This is a genomic window from Aeromonas sp. Lyrl_2 (genome assembly GCF_051948815.1).
GTDB lineage: Bacteria > Pseudomonadota > Gammaproteobacteria > Enterobacterales > Aeromonadaceae > Aeromonas > Aeromonas veronii.
On sequence record NZ_JAYJLJ010000017.1, the window covers coordinates 54429 to 72719 of the forward strand.

The 18291-nt window shown below is 59.5% G+C and carries 15 protein-coding genes, 1 other RNA gene and 1 pseudogene; 12 read left to right on the forward strand and 5 right to left on the reverse strand.

The window, feature by feature from the left end:
• Positions 1 to 67: 67 nt before the first annotated feature.
• Positions 68 to 871 carry an inositol-1-monophosphatase gene (gene suhB, locus VF684_RS15170; protein ID WP_021230872.1) on the reverse strand — a complete coding sequence of 268 codons (804 nt, stop codon included), beginning with the start codon at positions 869 to 871 and terminating at the stop codon, positions 68 to 70.
• A gap of 199 nt (positions 872 to 1070) precedes the next feature.
• Between suhB and VF684_RS15175 the strand changes: the two genes are divergently transcribed.
• The 3 genes from VF684_RS15175 (at position 1071) to emrD (ending at position 3799) form a co-directional block, all read left to right on the forward strand.
• A complete protein-coding gene (locus VF684_RS15175; protein ID WP_440174331.1) occupies positions 1071 to 1526 on the forward strand; it encodes a hypothetical protein in 456 nt (151 codons plus the stop codon).
• A gap of 152 nt (positions 1527 to 1678) precedes the next feature.
• Positions 1679 to 2341: a glutathione S-transferase family protein gene (locus VF684_RS15180; protein ID WP_118853671.1), complete on the forward strand. Its 663-nt coding sequence runs from the start codon at positions 1679 to 1681 to the stop codon at positions 2339 to 2341.
• Between the two features lie 261 nt (positions 2342 to 2602).
• Positions 2603 to 3799, forward strand: coding sequence for a multidrug efflux MFS transporter EmrD (gene emrD / locus VF684_RS15185; protein WP_040067235.1), 1197 nt, complete (start codon positions 2603 to 2605; stop codon positions 3797 to 3799).
• An 84-nt stretch (positions 3800 to 3883) separates the two neighbouring features.
• Here emrD and VF684_RS15190 read toward each other — a convergent pair whose 3' ends face one another.
• On the reverse strand, positions 3884 to 4792 hold the full coding sequence (locus VF684_RS15190) for a LysR family transcriptional regulator (RefSeq protein WP_106843009.1): 909 nt from the start codon (positions 4790 to 4792) through the stop codon (positions 3884 to 3886).
• A 161-nt stretch (positions 4793 to 4953) separates the two neighbouring features.
• On the opposite strand from VF684_RS15190, the gene fdhD reads away from it, so the two are divergent.
• The gene (gene fdhD / locus VF684_RS15195) at positions 4954 to 5751 is read left to right on the forward strand and encodes a formate dehydrogenase accessory sulfurtransferase FdhD (protein WP_162516180.1); all 798 of its coding nucleotides are present in this window, start codon (positions 4954 to 4956) and stop codon (positions 5749 to 5751) included.
• On the forward strand, positions 5738 to 8029 hold the full coding sequence (locus VF684_RS15200) for an FdhF/YdeP family oxidoreductase (protein ID WP_106843007.1): 2292 nt from the start codon (positions 5738 to 5740) through the stop codon (positions 8027 to 8029). The genes fdhD and VF684_RS15200 overlap by 14 nt, the downstream gene beginning before the upstream one ends.
• Positions 8030 to 8194: 165 nt before the next feature.
• Here VF684_RS15200 and ssrS read toward each other — a convergent pair.
• Together ssrS and zapA are read right to left on the reverse strand one after the other, a co-directional pair.
• A non-coding RNA gene (gene ssrS / locus VF684_RS15205) (6S RNA) lies at positions 8195 to 8376 on the reverse strand.
• Between the two features lie 16 nt (positions 8377 to 8392).
• Positions 8393 to 8725: a cell division protein ZapA gene (zapA, locus tag VF684_RS15210; protein ID WP_005333910.1), complete on the reverse strand. Its 333-nt coding sequence runs from the start codon at positions 8723 to 8725 to the stop codon at positions 8393 to 8395.
• A 173-nt stretch (positions 8726 to 8898) separates the two neighbouring features.
• Here zapA and VF684_RS15215 point away from each other — a divergent pair, with 173 nt between their 5' ends.
• The 3 genes from VF684_RS15215 (at position 8899) to VF684_RS15225 (ending at position 12261) form a co-directional block, all read left to right on the forward strand.
• Positions 8899 to 9468 carry a UPF0149 family protein gene (locus VF684_RS15215; protein WP_005346580.1) on the forward strand — a complete coding sequence of 190 codons (570 nt, stop codon included), beginning with the start codon at positions 8899 to 8901 and terminating at the stop codon, positions 9466 to 9468.
• Between the two features lie 178 nt (positions 9469 to 9646).
• On the forward strand, positions 9647 to 10870 hold the full coding sequence (ubiH, locus tag VF684_RS15220; RefSeq protein ID WP_139731382.1) for a 2-octaprenyl-6-methoxyphenyl hydroxylase: 1224 nt from the start codon (positions 9647 to 9649) through the stop codon (positions 10868 to 10870).
• Positions 10871 to 10992: 122 nt separating this feature from the next.
• Positions 10993 to 12261: an FAD-dependent 2-octaprenylphenol hydroxylase gene (locus VF684_RS15225; protein WP_107684444.1), complete on the forward strand. Its 1269-nt coding sequence runs from the start codon at positions 10993 to 10995 to the stop codon at positions 12259 to 12261.
• Positions 12262 to 12473: 212 nt separating this feature from the next.
• On the opposite strand, the gene VF684_RS15230 is transcribed toward VF684_RS15225, so the two are convergent.
• The gene (locus VF684_RS15230; protein ID WP_118853677.1) at positions 12474 to 12701 is read right to left on the reverse strand and encodes a hypothetical protein; all 228 of its coding nucleotides are present in this window, start codon (positions 12699 to 12701) and stop codon (positions 12474 to 12476) included.
• On the opposite strand from VF684_RS15230, the gene gcvT reads away from it, so the two are divergent.
• The 4 genes and pseudogenes from gcvT to VF684_RS15250 form a co-directional block, all read left to right on the forward strand.
• Complete coding sequence (gene gcvT / locus VF684_RS15235; RefSeq protein ID WP_058056652.1) at positions 12678 to 13775, forward strand: glycine cleavage system aminomethyltransferase GcvT; 1098 nt, start codon at positions 12678 to 12680, stop codon at positions 13773 to 13775. The two genes, VF684_RS15230 and gcvT, sit on opposite strands and share 24 nt — an antisense overlap.
• Positions 13776 to 13861: 86 nt before the next feature.
• Entirely contained in the window at positions 13862 to 14251 is a 390-nt protein-coding gene (gene gcvH / locus VF684_RS15240; protein WP_005333898.1) for a glycine cleavage system protein GcvH, read from the forward strand.
• Between the two features lie 298 nt (positions 14252 to 14549).
• Positions 14550 to 17426 (forward strand): aminomethyl-transferring glycine dehydrogenase, encoded by a 2877-nt coding sequence (gene gcvP, locus VF684_RS15245; protein WP_107684443.1) that lies wholly within the window; start codon positions 14550 to 14552, stop codon positions 17424 to 17426.
• A 242-nt stretch (positions 17427 to 17668) separates the two neighbouring features.
• Positions 17669 to 17930: pseudogene (locus VF684_RS15250) on the forward strand (transposase); the annotation flags it as partial.
• Positions 17931 to 18291 lie beyond the last annotated feature (361 nt).

Consider the following 18291-nt stretch of genomic DNA (forward strand, 5'->3'; position numbering starts at 1 on the left):
GGGTATATCGCGGCAATAAAAAAACCGGCTTGCGCCGGTTTTTTTATCTGTCTGCTCGAAGGCTGGCTTATTTGGCCAGAGACTCCGGCAGCTCTTCGCGGATCTTGCCCAGCATCTCTTTCAGGACGCGCGGGTTGGCAACCACGATGTTGCCGGAGTTTTCGTAGTTGTGGCCACCAACGAAGTCGGTGACGATGGCGCCGGCTTCTTTTGCCAGCAGCTCACCGGCAGCGGTGTCCCAAGGTTTCAGGCCGATTTCCCAGAAACCGTCGACACGACCGGCTGCCACGTAGGCCAGATCCAGTGCGGCAGAGCCGGAGCGACGGATGTCGGCACATTCGATGAACATGCTCTGGAACATCTTCAGGTAAGGCTCGATGTGATGCTTCTGCTTGAACGGGAAGCCGGTCGCCAGCACGGTGCCAGCCAGCTCTTTGGCCTTGCCGACACGAATGCGGTAGCCGTTCAGCTGGGCGCCGCTACCACGGGTAGCAGTAAACAGCTCGTCACGGATCGGATCGTAAACAACGGCTTGTTCAGTCTTGCCCTTGACGCGCAGGGCGATGGAGACGGCAAAGTGCGGAATGCCTTTGACCAGGTTGGTCGTGCCATCCAGTGGGTCAATGATCCATTGGTAGTCCGGATTGGTACCGGCAATCTCACCAGACTCTTCAGCGACGATGCTGTGTTCCGGGTAAGATTTTTTGATGGTGTGAATGATGGCCGCTTCAGCTTCACGGTCAACGTTGGTCACGAAGTCATTGCTGCCTTTTTGGATAGCCTCAATGTTCTCGGGCTGGGAGAAGGCTTTTACTACAACTTGACCGGCGTTGCGCGCAGCGCGCACGGCGATATTCAGCATCGGATGCATAGGTTCACCACTGGATGTTAAAGAACGGGGGATAAAAGGACGCGGTATGATACCAGTATTTTGTGCGATGGCAACTGTTATCCCCCTACGACCAATTGATTGCGACTGCCAGATCTGACGGCTCCAATATAGCCCTAATCTGCGCTAGTCTTATGGCAGCAGCCGGATACTGGCTGCCATGAGCATAGGGATATGAGCCATGAATTTGTCATTAGTGAGTCAAAACGTGTCAGGCGCCAGTGAAGGTCTGCTGGCCATTTTGCGGTCATCACCCGAGTATGGTGACCATTTTGCCCACATCAGCGTGACGCCACTGACCGAGTGGCAACCGGCCAAGGCCGAAGCGGCGATCCTGCTGATCGATGGCGATACCCCCTGGCAGGATGCCGGGTTTATCCGTAGCGAAGACGATGCCATCGGATTGCCGGTACTGCCGCTGTTGATCCGAAAGGGGGACAAGGATCTCACCATCTGCGGCCCCGATGTGCGTGACCCCCGTTTCTACTTTGTCTCCAACGGCATCGTGCTGGAGGAGTCTGAGCTGGCAGACCCCTCGTGTAGCCGGGTGCTGCTGCGCAAGCTGGAATCCTACTTCCCGCTGCTCTCTCGTCTTATCCTGCTGCGTCAGCGCAAGTCGGCCGTCGTCTTGAACTGATCCCCTCGGCAAGCTATGCAAGCGGCGCACTATCTGTCATCACTGGCAGATAGTGCGCCGTACTCTTTATGGTAAAACCATATCTGGTGCAATCGCGAGCATCAGGATGTTCCGTTTTTCATGTGATCAAATCAGCAAGGAAGGAGTGAAGGATGATCGACTTTTATACCGCCGCAACACCCAATGGCTTCAAGGTGGCCATTGCACTGGAAGAGCTGGGATTGCCTTATCGGGTCATTCCTCTCGATCTCTCGGCACTGGATCAGAAGAAGCCCGAGTTTCTCGCCATCAACCCAAATGGCCGTATTCCGGCTATCGTCGATCGGGATAACGACGATTTCGCCGTATTCGAGTCGGGGGCCATCCTCATCTATCTGGCGGAGAAAGCAGGCAAGTTGCTGCCCGCTGATCCCAAACGCCGCTCTCAGGCCATCCAGTGGCTGATGTTCCAGATGGGCGGGGTAGGACCCATGATGGGGCAGGCCAATGTCTTCTACCGCTATTTCCCCGAGAAGATCCCCGCCGCCATCGAACGTTACCAGAAGGAGGGGCGCCGTCTGTTCGAGGTGCTCGATAGCCATCTGGCCCACCAAGAATATCTGGCGGACGAGTACAGCATCGCCGATATCGCCACCTGGCCCTGGGTGCGTATTTATGACTGGAGCGGTATCTCCATCGAGGGGTTACCCCATCTGCAAGCCTGGATGGATCGCATGGCAGAGAAACCTGCCTGCCAGAAGGGGATCACCATACCGCCGCGCAAAGAGCAGCCGGATGAGCTGATCAAACAGGCACAACAGATGGTAACACGTTGATTTTGAACCGCAGACGGGGCGTATTGCCCCATAATATTAGAAAAACTAAGGCAAGCCGATTATAAAGATTCGTTCGTTTTCTGTGAGCTGAATCACTATGATGCCCCCATACCACCAAGCGTCCTGTGCGGTGGTCTGGCGGGCTCCCCGCCTACTGTTTCCAACACTGTTTTTGATTGCATCACAGCCTCTGTGATCAGATTCCTCTGGGCCATTTTGTGCCAGAAGGCGGCAGCATTTTTTCGGTTTTTTGGGACTGATATGGATCGGCACAGTTTTTATCCGTTGTTTTTACTGACCATTCTGATGGTCGCTGTGGGCCAGATGACCCAGACCCTCTATGTCCCCTCCATTCCCATGATGGCGGGGGACTTCAATGTGGCCTCGGGCCAGTTGCAGGCGGTGATGGCCTGTTACCTGATCCCCTATGGCCTCTCCCAGTTTGTCTACGGGCCGCTGTCGGATCGCATCGGCCGTCGTCCGGTGCTGATCGTCGGCATGATGGTATTTCTGGTGGGCACCCTGATCATTCAGGTCATCCCCCATTTTGCCGCCCTGCTGGTGGGCAGCTTTATTCAGGGGCTGGGTACCGGTGCTGGTGGCGCCATGAGCCGCACCGTGATGCGCGATCGCTACAATGGCGCCGAGCTCAACCGCGCCAACAGTCTGGTGAGCATGGGGGTGATCTTCTCCCCGCTGCTGGCACCAGTGCTGGGGGGATGGCTGACCGAGCTGTTCAACTGGCGCGCCGGTTACTGGTTCCTGTTCGGTTTTGGTGCCGTAGCCACCCTGGCGATCATGGCCTGGTTTGGCGAGACCCTGCCTGCTGCTGCCCGTCAGCCACTGCGCGTCGGTGCTGCCTATCGCCATGTACTGGGCAACCCCAAGTTTCAGGGCAACCTGCTCTGCCTGATGGCGACCTTTGCGGGACTCGCGGTATTTGAAGCGGCGGCCGGTGTGCTGCTGGGCGATGTGCTGAAACTGAGCGCCCGTACCGTGAGCGTGTTGTTCGTGCTGCCGCTGCCCGGCTATCTGTTCGGGGCCTGGCTCTCTGCCAAGCTGAGCTTCCGTTTGACTCAGGGCAAACTGATGCGTCTTGGCATCGCCTTTCTGGCGCTCGGCTCCCTCATCATTCTGGTACCGGGGCTGTTCGGGGTGGTGAGTGCCGCCTCGCTGGTCGGTGGTGCGGCCGTCTACTTCATCGGTAGCGGCATTCTCTACCCGACCGCCACTTCCTGTGCCATCGAGCCCTTCCCAGGGCAGGCCGGCACCGCGGGGGCCATTCTCGGCGGTATGCAGAATCTGGGTGCCGGTGTGGTGACCCTGCTGGCGGCCGGTTTCCCGATGACCGGTCAGGTGACTCTGGGGACCATCATGACCCTGATGGTGCTGATCGTGGCGCTGAGTTTTGTCTGGCTGCGCCACCACGGCTCGCCGCACGAGCAGATGGCGATTTGATGCCCGCGCTTGCTCTCTGAAAGCCCGCCTTCTGGCGGGCTTTTTCTTTGCCAGAACCTAATGCGGTCTACTGCTCGGCCTGTGTCAAGGCGCGTTTGCCGGTTCACCTTCTGCCACCAGTTCAAGAAAGGCGCGCATGGCGGGGGTGATGCTTTGCTGGCGGGTCAGAAAGGCGGTATGGCCGATATTCTCCAGCGGAGCGAGTGGCAGGCAAACGAGGTCCGAGAGTTTGCTGGCTGAGCGGGCGAGGCCGGCGCTGACGATGGCCCAGCCCAGCCGGTGGCGTACGGCGCTGACCAGATGGAACAACGAGTCGGTCTCCAGTACCACGTTAAGCGAGGTCCCCGCCTGCTCGGCGGCGCGATCCAGATACTGACGAAATTGCATGGTGCGGCTGGGCAGCACCAACGGTTGTTGCTGCAGTTCAGCAAGCGCAATATCGCCGCTGTGCGGGTATTGATCCGCTTCGTCACGGTTCATCAGCACCGCCATCTGGTTGGCGCCTTGCGGGTAGACATGAAAGGCGCGCCGGCCAGATCCGCCAACCGGTTCATCAAATCCCAGCCCGATATCGCACTGATGCAGCTCCAGCTGTGATAGCAGGGCTTCGTTGCTGAGCACCGACAGGCGAATGACGATGTCGGGATAGCGCTGCTTGCAGCGGGCGATAAACGGCATGATGTCGAGATTGGACTGGGGCACGATGCCGATACGCAGGGTGCCGGAGAGTTCGCCCTGGAACAGGGCCAGCTCCTGCTTGAGCGCCTCCTGTTCCAGCAACATCCGTTCGGCATATTGGCGCACCAGCTCGCCCGCCTCTGTCAGGGCGACAAACTGGCTGGTGCGTACTACCAGATCGGTGCCAACACTCTTTTCCAGCGCGGTAATGCTGGCCGAGAGAGTGGGTTGGGTGATGTGGCAGGCTTTGGCCGCTTTGGCAAAATGCCGGTGTTTGGCCAGCTCGTGAAAGTAGTGAAGTTGCTTGATGTTCATCTGGTTGTAGTGGAGGCAGTGGAACCGGCTATTGAAGAATTAATCAATTGAAAAAACATCTTTGATAGAACAACTCTATCAGGATATAGATTTATTTCATTGGTTTTGCGTCAGTCGCCTCTCTAAACTTGAATGCAGTTTGCATTTTTAGGCCAGCCTGCATGTCTGCCCATTCTCCCGTCGCAACCCCCGCCAACTTGCCGTCACTGGATCATCTGGTGGAAGAGGTAGCCGTCGCCATCAACATCAATGGCATCAACCATGCGGTCATGATGGCGACCCCGGACGATCTCGATGATTTTGCGGTCGGATTTCTGTTCTGCGAGTCGATCATCCGGCACAACCACGATGTGCACGATATCCGGGTATACCCCGCCGAACATGGCTTTGTGCTGGATGTTACCATCGCCAACCGCTGCCTGGCGCAGCTCCAGCTGCGTCGGCGTAGCCTGACCGGCGCCACCGGCTGCGGCATCTGCGGTGTGGAGGCCGTCGAGCAGGCGTTTCCTCCCTTGCCAACGCTGCCGCTCACCCCACCCCTTGATAGCGCTTTGCTAGCCGGACTGCGTGCGCAGATCGCCCGCTGGCAGCTCAAGGGGCAACACTCCGGCGCCCTGCATGCGGCACTGGCGCTGGATGAGCAGGGGCAGATCCTCCACTGCCGGGAAGATATCGGGCGCCATAATGCCCTCGACAAGCTGATCGGCCTGCTGCTGCGTCAGCAAAGTGCGTGCGACACCCTGGTGGTGACCAGCCGCTGTGGCAGTGAGCTGGTGCAAAAAGCCGTCCACTTCGGCGCCCGTCATCTTATCTGTCTGGCATCGCCCAGCCAGCTGGCGGTCAGGTTGGCCCTCAAATACAACCTCAACGTCGTTCATATTCCCAAGTTTGATGCCCCGGTCAGCTATTCCAGCTATCGCCCGGCGGATCCCATCGGAGAGTGCCATGAGTCATATTGAAAAGCCCGCCAAAGCCGGCGGTTTTTCGTCCCTGCAATCCACCATGAAACAGGTGCTGCGCAGCCAGAAGACCCGTCAGAACATCAAGAACCTGCTGCGGGTCAACCAGACCGACGGCTTCGATTGCCCGGGCTGTGCCTGGGGTGACAACGACCACGGCACCTTCCAGTTCTGTGAGAACGGCGCCAAGGCGGTGGCATGGGAGTCTACCGGCAAGACGGTGGGGGCAGAGTTTTTCGCCGCCCACTCGGTGCGCCAGCTGGCTACCCAGAGCGACTACTGGCTCGAGTATCAGGGGCGGCTGACCGAGCCGATGCGCTACAACCCGGCGACCGATCACTACGAGCCGGTAAGCTGGGACGACGCCTTCGCCCTGATTGCCGGCACCCTCAAGGGGCTGAATAGCCCGGACGAGGTGGAGTTCTACACCTCGGGGCGTGCCAGCAACGAAGCTTCCTACCTCTATCAGCTGTTTGGTCGCCTGTTTGGCACCAACAACTTCCCAGACTGCTCCAACATGTGCCATGAGGCGAGCGGGGTAGCGCTGATCCAGTCGGTCGGTATCGGCAAGGGGACTGTGGTGCTCGATGACTTCGACCGGGCCGATGCGGTGTTCGTCTATGGCCAGAATCCGGGTACCAACCACCCGCGCATGATGAATGCCCTGCGCCAGGCAGCGCGCGGCGGCTGCAAGATCGTCAGCTTCAACAACTTGAAAGAGGTGGCCCTCGAGCGCTTCGCCAGCCCGCAGAGCCCGCTTGAACTGCTGACCCCGGCGGCCACCACCATCAGCCACCAATATCTGACGCCGAAACTGGGTGGCGACATGGCCGCCATCCGCGGCATGGCCAAGTACATCCTGGAAGAGGCGCCGGAGGCGGTGGAGCGCGACTTTATCGCCCGCCACACCCGCCACTTTGCCGAGTACGAGGCGCAGGTGCGTGCCACCGACTGGGCCATGATCGAGCAGCAATCCGGCCTGCCCCGCGCCGACATCGTGCAGGCTGCCCGGGTCTTTGCCGCCAGCCAGCGCATCATCAGCTGCTGGGCCATGGGGGTGACCCAGCACCTTCACTCGGTTGATACCATTCGCGAAATCGTCAACCTGCACCTGATGCGTGGCCAGATTGGCAAGCCGGGGGCGGGGCTCTGTCCGGTACGGGGTCACAGCAACGTGCAGGGTAACCGCACCATGGGGATCAACGAAAAGCCGACCGCTGCCTTTATCGAGCGGCTCGAGCGTCACCTGCAGGTGAGCCTGCCGCGGGTCCGTGGCCACAACGTGTACGAAGCGCTCAAGGCGTTGGACGAAGGCAAGAGCAAGGTGCTCATCTGCTTGGGCGGCAACCTGGCGGCAGCGGCGCCCGATACCGACTTCACCTACGGGGCGATGAAAAAGGCCGAGCTCAACGTGCAGATCAGCACCAAGCTCAACCGCAGCCATCTGCAGGTGGGCAAGGCTGCGCTGATCCTGCCCTGCCTTGGCCGTACCGAGCTCGATATCCAGCGCAGCGGCAACCAGAAGATCACGGTAGAGGACACCTTCAGCATGGTGCACGCCTCGACCGGCGCAGCCGAGCCGGTATCGCCGCTCTGCCTCTCCGAGACCGACATAGTCGCGCGGATGGCTCATGCCACCGTGGGCAGCGAGCGGGTCGACTGGCTGGCTCTGCGCGATGACTATGCCCGTATCCGTGATCTTATCGAGCAGACCATCGCCGGTTTTGCCGATTTCAATACCCGCATCCAGCAGCCTTGCGGTTTTCATCTCGATAACTCAGCCGCGCAACTGACGTGGAATACCCCCAGTGGCAGCGCCGAGTTTCGTGCCAGCACCCTGCCGCAATCGGTGCTGCCGGAGTGTACTCGCCATGCCGAACAGATGGCGGATCAGCCGGTACTGCTGCTGCAGAGCCTGCGCTCTCACGATCAGTACAACACTACTATCTACGGCATGGATGACCGCTATCGCGGCATCAAGGGCCAGCGCAACGTGGTGTTCATGAACGAGGCGGATGCTCGCCAGCTTGGCTTTGCCGAAGGGGATCGGGTTGACATGGCGGCCATCTGCAACGATGGGCGCGAGCGCAGCGTGACAGGTTTTGTGGTGGTGATCTACGAGATCCCGCGTGGCAACATCGCGGCTTATTACCCTGAGACCAACCCGCTGGTGCCCATCGACAGTATCGGCGCCGGCTCGTTTACCCCCACCTCCAAGTCCATCCCGGTTCTGGTGACAGCCTCCCGCCAGCAGGAGAATCTGTTGCTGGTCAAATAAAAGCGCTAATGTGACTGGCTGCGTTAACACAGCCTGCACAGTGAATGCGGTGATGCCCCGGGTGATCTTTTCATCCGGGGCATTTTTTCAGCTCTGAAAGGGGTAGGGTTCGTTGATCATCAGGAAAAGAAAAAGCCCGTCACGCTGGTGACGGGCTTTTGCTGTTGGTACCCCGAGATGCCGTTGCCGGTTTGGGCCCTTGAACCGTCGGTTCAAGGCGGGGATCGGATCTGACCGCAGGCTTCTCGGTCGTGCCGAGCATGCGCAATAGCCAGAAGGCAGATCCCCTGTTTGGTATGAATATCGGCTCGGGGACTTGAACCGGCTGACAAACATCCCAGGGAATTTTAAAACGGTTTGCGATTAGGGCTGTTGCCCCTCTTCGCTGGAATCACCATATTGTCCGTGCTCGATCAGGGCCGCTTCGATGGTGCGCTGCAGCATCTTGATCCGCTTGTCCATGGTCTCAGAGTATTGGTGGTTCTTCTCTTTTTCAAGGCAGAGCTCATGACAGAAATTAAGCGCCGCCATGATAGCCAATTGCTCGTTGCTGGAGACTTTGGAGCGTTGACGCAGGTCGATCAACTTGTCGGTCAGCTGCTCGGCGGCCTGGCGCAGGGCATCCTGCTGTCCCAAGGGACAGGATACCTTGTAGGGACGTCCCAAAATGACGATTTCTACGGCCTCTGTGCTCATGCCTTCCTCAATACGGCGGAGCTGATTTCCGCCTTTATCCACGTGGACAACTGGGCGGGACTATATAGCGCAGATGCATAAGTTTCAAGGCCTTGCTGGCTCTGCAAGAGGGAGAATGCTAGGATCCTGACCATTAATTCTGCAAATTTGACTGAACTTTGAGCGGATCCTCGATGAGCAAAACGAACCCCCTTAAATATGCGGCAGTGGCCGACATCATGGAACAACATGAGCTGATGGCCAGCGCAGTAGAGGCCCATGGTGTGATCTGCGGTCTGGTGTGCGGCGGTGTGGCACTGGACGACAAGAGTTGGGTGCCCCATTTCAACGATCTGGTGAACGACGGTTTCGGCCTGCCGGCCCCGGTGCGCCAGGTGATGACCGATCTTTATCACAATGTGGTCGAGAGCCTGATGGCCCAGAAGGGCGTCGAGTTGCTGCTGCCAAGTGATGATGCCCCCCTCGACGAGCGCATCGACTCGCTGGTGGATTGGTCACAGGCATTTCTGGCCGGTTTCGGCGTGGTGCAGCAGGAGCTCTCCCGCGCATCGGAAGAGCTGCAGGAGATGATCCAGGATATCGCCAGCATCACTCAGGTCTCCGCCGAGTTCGATCAGGAAGATGACGAGAATGAAGCCTCTTTCCTGGTGCTCTACGAACACGTCAAACTGGGGGTCATGATGGCCTTCGAAGAGTTTGGCAAGCGCCCCGATACCCCGAGCGCGCCGCCGACCCTTCATTGAGGTGCGGGTCAACGAGACCCTTACTGAATCTGCAAGAGCGCCTGATGGCGCTCTTTTTTTATTTCCTTGTGGTGGCTAACCCTGTGAGGCGCAACCGGTTTTTTGCCGGTGGCCTCGCATTCGGCCAGCGGCTTTGTGATAGCATGAGGCCACCTTTTTCACTTCTTCCTCTCTGCTTATGTCTCAATCTGATGTGCGACAGGTCGATGTCACCCTGGTCGGCGGTGGAATGAGTGGTGCCGTGCTGGCCCTCTCGCTGGCAGCCCTGCTTCGATCCGATGGCTCCCCCCTCGAGATCCTGCTGCTGGAGGCAAGCGTCCCCGAACAGCACACCCATTCAGGGTTCGACGCCCGCGCCATTGCGCTCTCGGCCGGTACCTGCGATGCGCTGTTGCGACGCGGACTCTGGCCGCTGTTTGCCCCCCATTGCGCCCCCATTACCCAGATTCATGTCTCGGATCGGGGCCACTTCGGTCAGGCTCGCCTGTCGGCTGCCGAATACGGTCTGCCCGCGCTGGGCCAGGTGATCGAGCTGGCAGCTGCCGGTCATGAGCTGCAACGGGCGATGGCGGCCTCTCCCAATATCCGGGTCTGCTGTCCGGCTCGGGTGAGCGAGATTGCGCCCGATGAGGAGAAGGTGACCCTCACCCTCGAGAGCGGTGAACAGATTGAGACCCGCCTGCTGGTGGCGGCAGACGGCGGCAACTCCTTTGTGCGTCAGCACTTCAAGTTGCCGGTGATCCGCCACGACTTTGAGCAGCACGCCATCATCGCCACGGTCAAAACGGCGCAAGACCCTGAGGGACGCGCCTTCGAGCGCTTTACCGAAGGGGGGCCGCTGGCCCTGTTGCCGATGCAGGAGGGACTCTCCTCGCTGGTATGGAGCGTCGGGCAGCATGAGGTGGATGAGCTGATGGCCCTCGATGAGGCGGCGTTTCTTGCCCGTCTGCAGCAGGCCTTTGGCTGGCGGCTTGGTCGCTTCGAGCGATGCGGCGTGCGTAACGTCTATCCGCTCATTCTGACCGCCTGCGACTACCCGCTGGCCCAGCGCACCGTGCTGGTCGGTAATGCCGCCCACGCCCTGCACCCGATTGCCGGACAGGGCTTCAACCTCGGGATGCGGGATCTCGACCTGCTTACCGGCGCCGTAGCCAAGGCGTTGGCAGAGGGGGAGGATATCGGCAGCTTCAAGGTACTGAGTGGCTACTGGCAGCAGCGCAAGCAGGATCAGGAGCAGACAGTCTGGCTCACCTCTTCGCTGGCCCAGCTCTTCTCCAATGGTCACGATCCGCTGGTGGCGGGGCGCAATCTGGCGCTCACCATGATGGGGCGATTCCCGTGCCTCAAGGCACCGCTTGCCTCGCGCACCCTGGGCTTTGTCGCTGATGTGTGCGGCAACTAGCCAGCACTTGTTGAGTGGAACCTGTTGACCACCATTCGTTGATCAAAACCTATTGAATAAAGAGGTAATGCCTGCGGGCGTCCCCTCGCTGGCCAGCCGGTCAGCCCTGAAAGGATGAGATGATGCAGATGCAAAATGTGGATGTGGTGATTGTCGGTGGCGGCATGGTGGGACTGGGGCTCGCTGCGGCCTTGAAACATAGCGCCCTCAAGGTGCTGGTGGTGGAGGGACAACTGCCCGACCCGCAGCTGGGGGAGGTGGCCGATAATCGGGTCAGCGCCCTGAGTCTGGCCAGCCAGCAGATCCTGCGCCATGTCGGCGCCTGGGACGGCATTGAAGCGCGCCGCCTGCAGGCCTACGACAAGATGGCGGTGTGGGAGCAGGACAGTTTTGGCTATATCGACTTCGATGCCGCCAGCCTGCGTCAGGCCAACCTCGGCCATATCGTCGAGAATCGGGTGATCCAGCTGGCGCTGCTTGAGGCGATTGAAGGTGCCAGCAATATCCAGCTGCTGACCCCCGCCAGAGCCAAGAGCCTGCAGAGCGGCCCGGCGGGCGCCCTGCTGCTCCTTGAGGATGGTCAGGCCATCTCGGCCAAATTGGTGGTGGCTGCCGATGGCGCCCACTCCTGGGTGCGCCGTCAGGCTGATATCCCGCTCACCAGCTGGGATTATGGCCACCACGCGCTGGTGGCGACGGTGCGCTGCGCCGAACCCCATGAAGCTGTTGCTCGCCAGATCTTCACCCCGGATGGCCCGCTCGCCTTTTTGCCGCTGTGGCAGGAGAACCTCTGTTCCATCGTCTGGTCGCTGCCTGCGGCCCGCGCCGAGGCGCTCTGCGCCTGCGATGACGAGCAGTTCAATCGCCAGCTTACCGCCGCCTTCGATGCCCGGCTCGGTCTGTGCAAGGTGGAGGGGGCGCGCAGCGCCATTCCCCTCACTGCCCGCTATGCCCGCGACTTTGCTCGCGAGCGGCTGGTGCTGGTGGGAGATGCCGCCCACACCATCCACCCCCTGGCGGGGCAGGGGGTCAACCTTGGCCTGCTGGATGCTGCCGCGCTGGCGGAGCAGATCTTGCAAAATCATGCCGCGGGTGAGGATATCGGCCTGCTCGCCAACCTGCGCAGCTACGAGCGCTGGCGCAAGAGCGAAGCGGCTCGCATGCTGGCGGCAATGGAGGGGCTTAAGCGGCTGTTCAGCGGGGCCAACCCGCTCAAGAAGCTGGTGCGGGGCGTGGGATTGCGCGCGGCCAATCTGCTGACGCCCTTCAAGGAGGGGGTGATCCGCGCCGCCATGGGGCTGGAGGGAGAGTTGCCCGCATTGGCCCGTCCTGACTGGGCTGTTGCTGCGACCAAAGGCAGTGCCATGCAGGCCAAGGGTGAAAAAAACTAATATTACTCGCCGTTTTTGACAACAAAAGTAATCCGACAAGGCTGATGACCCGTTTTGGGTGTCAGCCTTTAATTTTGCTCTGGAGCGAAACGTTTTTCTGCAAATTGTGACGAAACGGTAAAAATCAAAATTTAATCTCGCCTGAGTCGGCTTATAGCTGTTTTTATCACTGCATTTATCTTAGTGTCTGGAGTCAGTTTTACGGGAGGGGATTAGTTTTTTTTGAGCGGCACGCTCGCCTGCTTGTCATATAATCCGCTCCGTTCAAGGAATCCCTCTTGCCTGGCAAGGGCAGGAGCGAGCACACACTTTTGGATCCGGTCGCTTTTTGCTGCGCACAGTGCAGTCAGAGCGGTGGCGCGGGTCGCAAGGGTGGTCGCCAAAGCGAAAAGGCTTTTTGCTAAGGAAAGAATGCGATGATCCAGACTACTGTACTGCATCCCAAACACCTGGAAGCTGGCGCCAAGATGGTGGACTTCCACGGTTGGGAAATGCCCATCAACTACGGCTCCCAGCTGGAAGAGCACCACGCGGTGCGCAGCGATGCCGGTATGTTCGATGTCTCCCACATGACCATCGTCGATTTGACCGGCGAACGGGTCAAAGCCTTTCTGCAACACCTGCTGGCCAACGACGTGGCCAAACTCACTGCCCCCGGCAAGGCCCTCTACAGCGGCATGCTCAATCCGGAAGGCGGCGTGATCGATGACCTCATCACCTATTACCTAACCGATACCTTCTACCGACTGGTGGTCAACTCCGCCACCCGCGAGAAGGACTTGGCCTGGATCCGCCATCACGCCATCGATTTCGATATCACAGTGACCGAGCGTCCCGAGCTTGCGATGATTGCGGTGCAGGGCCCCAACGCCAAGGTCAAGGCTGCTGCTGTGCTGAGCGCCGCTCAGCGTACCGCCGTGGTGGGGATGAAACCCTTCTTCGGCGTGCAGGCTGGCGATCTCTTTATCGCCACCACCGGCTACACCGGCGAGGATGGTTATGAAATCGTGGTGCCGCAAGAGAAAGCCTGCGAGCTGTGGCAAGCGCTGCTGGATAACGGTGTGGCCCCGTGCGGCCTCGGTGCCCGCGATACCCTGCGCCTGGAGGCGGGGATGAACCTCTACGGTCAGGATATGGACGAGTCAATCTCTCCACTCGCCGCCAACATGGCCTGGACCATCGCCTGGGAGCCGAGCGATCGCAACTTCATCGGCCGCGACGTGCTGGAAGCGCAGAAAGCGGCGGGCAATCAGCCCAAGCTGGTGGGTCTGGTGATGGAAGAGAAAGGGGTGCTGCGTGCCGGCATGCCGGTTACCTTCACCGCGGCAAACGGTGAGAAGCGGGAAGGTGTGATCACCTCCGGCTCTTTCTCCCCCACCCTGGGCTACAGTATTGCCCTGGCGCGGGTGCCCCGCGATATCGGTGAGCTGGCCGAGGTGGAGATCCGCAAGAAGCTGGTCACCGTGAAGGTCACCAAGCCCGCTTTCGTCCGTAACGGCCAGAAGCTGGTTTAACATCGTCTTGGGGGAGGGCTGTGCCTCCCCCCCATCCCTTTTCATATTCGTTTTTAAACGCGACTCAAAGATCAAAGGAAGCACAAATGAGCCATATCCCGAGCGAACTGAAATATGCCACTTCCCACGAGTGGATCCGTGTTGAAGCCAACGGCGAGGCCGTGGTCGGTATCACCGAGCACGCCCAGGAGCTGCTGGGTGACATGGTGTTTGTCGAGCTGCCGGAAGTGGGCAAGCAGGTCAGTGCCGGTGACGACTGCGCCGTGGCCGAGTCGGTCAAGGCGGCCTCCGACATCTACAGCCCGGTGAGCGGCGAGATCATTGCCGTTAACGAAGAGCTGGAAGGGAGCCCCGAGCTGGTCAACTCCGACCCCTACAGCGCTGGCTGGCTGTTCCGCATCAAGCTCGATGACGAGAGCGAGCTGGCCAACCTGCTGGATGCCGAAGGCTACCAGAACGTGGTGGACGAAGAGTAATGCCCCCGGGCCCTGCCAACACAGCAGGGCCCCTTTGTATGACCGCCAGCCGGGCAAGCACCGGCCGGTGGAAGGGTGAAGTCGTCCGCGCCTGCCGTTTGCCAGCCTGGGAGCCTAGGGGCAAACAGGCCGGTTCGCAACAAGGCGATCCCCTCTCGATGCTGCCGCAGCATCCGGTGCCGCGCCCTGTCTGCGGGACCCAGAACATGAGTGGAGTCGGTATCAGCCGACGATCAGGAACATCAGGTCTTGGTTATCAGGATGTCATGCCAGGACTTATTTATCAGGAAATAGGGAAATGACCCAGTCACTGTTTGAACTCGAGCAAAAAACCGATTTTGTCCGCCGCCATATCGGCCCGGGCGAGGAAGAGCTGCGCCAGCTGCTGGCGACCGTCGGGGCCGAAAGCCTGGACGATTTGATTGAACAGACCGTGCCCGCCGCCATTCGCCTGCCGGGCCCGCTTGGGATCGGTGCCGGCATGACCGAAGTGGAGGCGCTGGCCAAGCTCAAGGGCTATGCCGCTCAGAACAAGATTGCCAAGAGCTATATCGGCATGGGTTATCACGATACCCATGTGCCCCACGTCATTTTACGCAATGTGCTGGAAAATCCGGGCTGGTATACCGCCTACACCCCCTATCAGCCCGAGCTGGCACAGGGCCGTCTCGAAGCCCTGCTCAACTTCCAGCAGCTGACGCTGGATCTGACCGGCATGGATCTGGCAAGCGCCTCCCTGCTGGATGAAGCGACCGCCGCCGCCGAGGCGATGGCGCTGGCCAAGCGGATGGCCAAGTCCAAATCCAACCTCTTCTTCGTGGCCGATGACGTGCACCCGCAGGTGATCGACGTGGTCAAGGAGCGCGCGGTTCACTTCGGTTTCGACGTGGCGGTTGGCGCCGCGAGCGATGCAGTGAGCGAAGAGGTGTTTGGTGCCCTGTTCCAGTACCCCACCACCACAGGGGAAGTGAAAGATCTGCGCGCCCTGATTGCCGCCGTACAGGCCCAGAAAGGGCTGGCCTGCGTCAGCGCCGATCTGCTCTCTCTGCTGCTGCTCAAATCCCCGGGCGAGCTGGGCGCCGATGTTGTGTTGGGCTCTGCCCAGCGTTTTGGCGTGCCTATGGGCTACGGTGGCCCCCATGCCGCCTTCTTCGCCACCCGCGATGCCTACAAGCGCTCCATGCCGGGCCGCATTATCGGCGTTTCCAAGGATGCCCGTGGCAAGGCCGCGCTGCGCATGGCGATGCAGACCCGCGAGCAGCATATCCGCCGCGAGAAGGCCAACTCCAACATCTGTACCGCTCAGGTGCTGCTGGCCAACATGGCAAGCTTCTACGCCGTCTATCACGGCCCGGTGGGGCTGAAAACCATCGCCTCCCGTGTGCACCGTCTCACCACCATTCTGGCGCTCGGCCTCCAGGCCAAGGGGGTAGCCCTTAAGCATGCCAGCTGGTTCGATACCCTGACCGTGCAGACGACAGATAAAGCAGCACTCATTGCCAAGGCTGAAGCTAATGGCATCAACCTGCGTGCAGACCTCGACGGTGCGGTAGGGGTCTCCCTCTCTGAAACCACCACCCGCGCTGATGTGGCCGAGCTGTTTGAGCTCTTCCTCGGTCAAGGTCACGGGCTTGATATCGAGGCTCTCGACAAGGCGGCTCAGGCTCATCACGCTATCCCGCAGGATCTGCTGCGCACCGACGCCGTGCTGACCCACGAGGTGTTCAACAAGTACCACTCCGAAACCGAGATGCTGCGCTACATCCACCGTCTCGAAGCCAAGGATCTGGCGCTCAACTACGCCATGATTTCGCTCGGCTCCTGCACCATGAAGCTCAACGCCACCGCCGAGATGATCCCGGTGACCTGGCCCGAGTTTGGCAAGTTGCACCCGTTCGCCCCGCTGGCACAGGCCAAGGGCTACCAGTTGCTGCTGGCCGACCTCGAAAACTGGCTGGTGAAGGTGACTGGTTACGATGCGGTCTGCATGCAGCCCAACTCAGGTGCTCAGGGGGAGTACGCGGGTCTGCTCGCCATCAAGAAGTACCATGAATCCCGTGGTGAAGGGCATCGCGACATCTGCCTGATCCCAGCTTCTGCCCACGGCACCAACCCGGCCTCTGCCCAGATGGCGGGGCTCAAGGTGATCGTCACCGCCTGTGACAAGTCCGGCAACGTGGATCTCGACGACTTGCGCGCCAAGGCCGCCGAGGCGGGGGATCAACTCTCCTGTCTGATGGTGACTTATCCCTCCACCCACGGGGTGTATGAGGAGACCATCAAGGAGGTGTGCGACATCGTTCACCAGCACGGTGGTCAGGTCTATCTGGACGGCGCCAATATGAACGCGCAAGTTGGATTGACGGCACCGGGCTTTATCGGGGCAGACGTCTCTCACCTCAACCTGCACAAGACCTTTGCCATTCCGCACGGCGGTGGCGGCCCGGGCATGGGCCCCATCGGTGTGAAGAAGCATCTGGCACCGTTCGTGGCTGGTCACGCCGTGGTCAAGACCGACAAGGAGAGCCGTGACAACGGCGCCGTGTCGGCGGCACCGTTCGGCTCGGCCAGCATCCTGCCCATCAGCTGGATGTATATCGCCATGCTGGGTGACGAAGGACTGAAGAAATCCACTCAGGTGGCCATCCTCAACGCCAACTATCTGGCCAAGAAGCTGGGTGAATCCTTCCCGGTGCTCTATTCCGGCCGCAACGGTCGGGTGGCCCACGAGTGCATCCTGGATATTCGCCCGCTCAAGGAGGCTTCCGGCATCAGCGAGATGGACGTGGCCAAGCGGCTGATGGACTACGGCTTCCACGCGCCGACCATGAGCTTCCCGGTGGCGGGTACCCTGATGGTCGAACCGACCGAGTCGGAATCCAAGCGCGAGCTGGATCGCTTCGTCGAAGCGATGACCTCCATCCGCGCCGAGATTGCCAAGGTGCAGGAGGGGCAGTGGAGCCTCGCCGATAACCCGCTGGTCCATGCGCCGCACACTCAGGACGATGTGATGGATACAGAGTGGTCCCGTGGCTACAGCCGCGCCGAGGCGGTCTTCCCGTCGGACGCCGTGCGCGCCGCCAAGTTGTGGCCCTCTGTGAACCGCATCGACGACGTCTACGGCGATCGCAACCTGTTCTGCTCCTGTATCCCGACTGAGGATTACGCCAAGTAAGTGGCGTTTATGATCACGGACATTTAAGTTGGAAACCGTGACATTGAAGTTGGAAACCGACCATTCAAGTTGGAAACTCAAAGGCCCTGCAAGAGCAGGGCCTTTTTATTATTCCGTGGACTGAGAGTCATTAAATTATAAAAATGATCGCATTTTGATCTTTCAGCCGTGTTGGGGAAGGTGCGAACAAGTCTCTGGTGTGAGACTATCAGTCTCACTTGGTATCAGGGATGAGGTTCAGCATGGTCCAACAGTTTACTTTCGCGGATAGCAAGTTCAATGGTAAACGCCGCAAAACCCGCAAAGAGACATTCCTAGCCCGCATGGACGCTTTGCTCCCATGGGCCAGAATGCTCAGTGTCATTGAACCGGTCTACCCGAAAGCTGACAACGGCAGCCGTTCCTATCCACTCGACACCATGCTGCGAATTCACTACATGCAGCAGTGGAATAACCATCTGCGATGGCGCCATGGAATATGAGCTCTACGAGATTACTTCTCTGTGCGGTAGATGGGCATACAGATGACCGAGTTGATAAGAGAAGAGCCCACCAAAAGAGGTGACGCTACCAACCAATACCGAAACGGCGCAGATATCCAAGCCATTTGATAAGGAAACTCCACCTTCAGAGAGGGTTTAGAACAACATGAATATTGATTGGGATGTTGTGCGAAAAAACATAAAATTTTTAGTTGCACTATATAGACCTTCATTAGCGAAAGCACTAAGTGTACCGTTGTTGTTGGCAGGAGTAGGCATTCTCAACACTCCTTTATGGCTAGATATTTTAAATTGGCTTTTGAGTAACCATATAGTGGACCAATATCAACTCCAATGTTTATAACCGGGTGGGTGTTAATTGG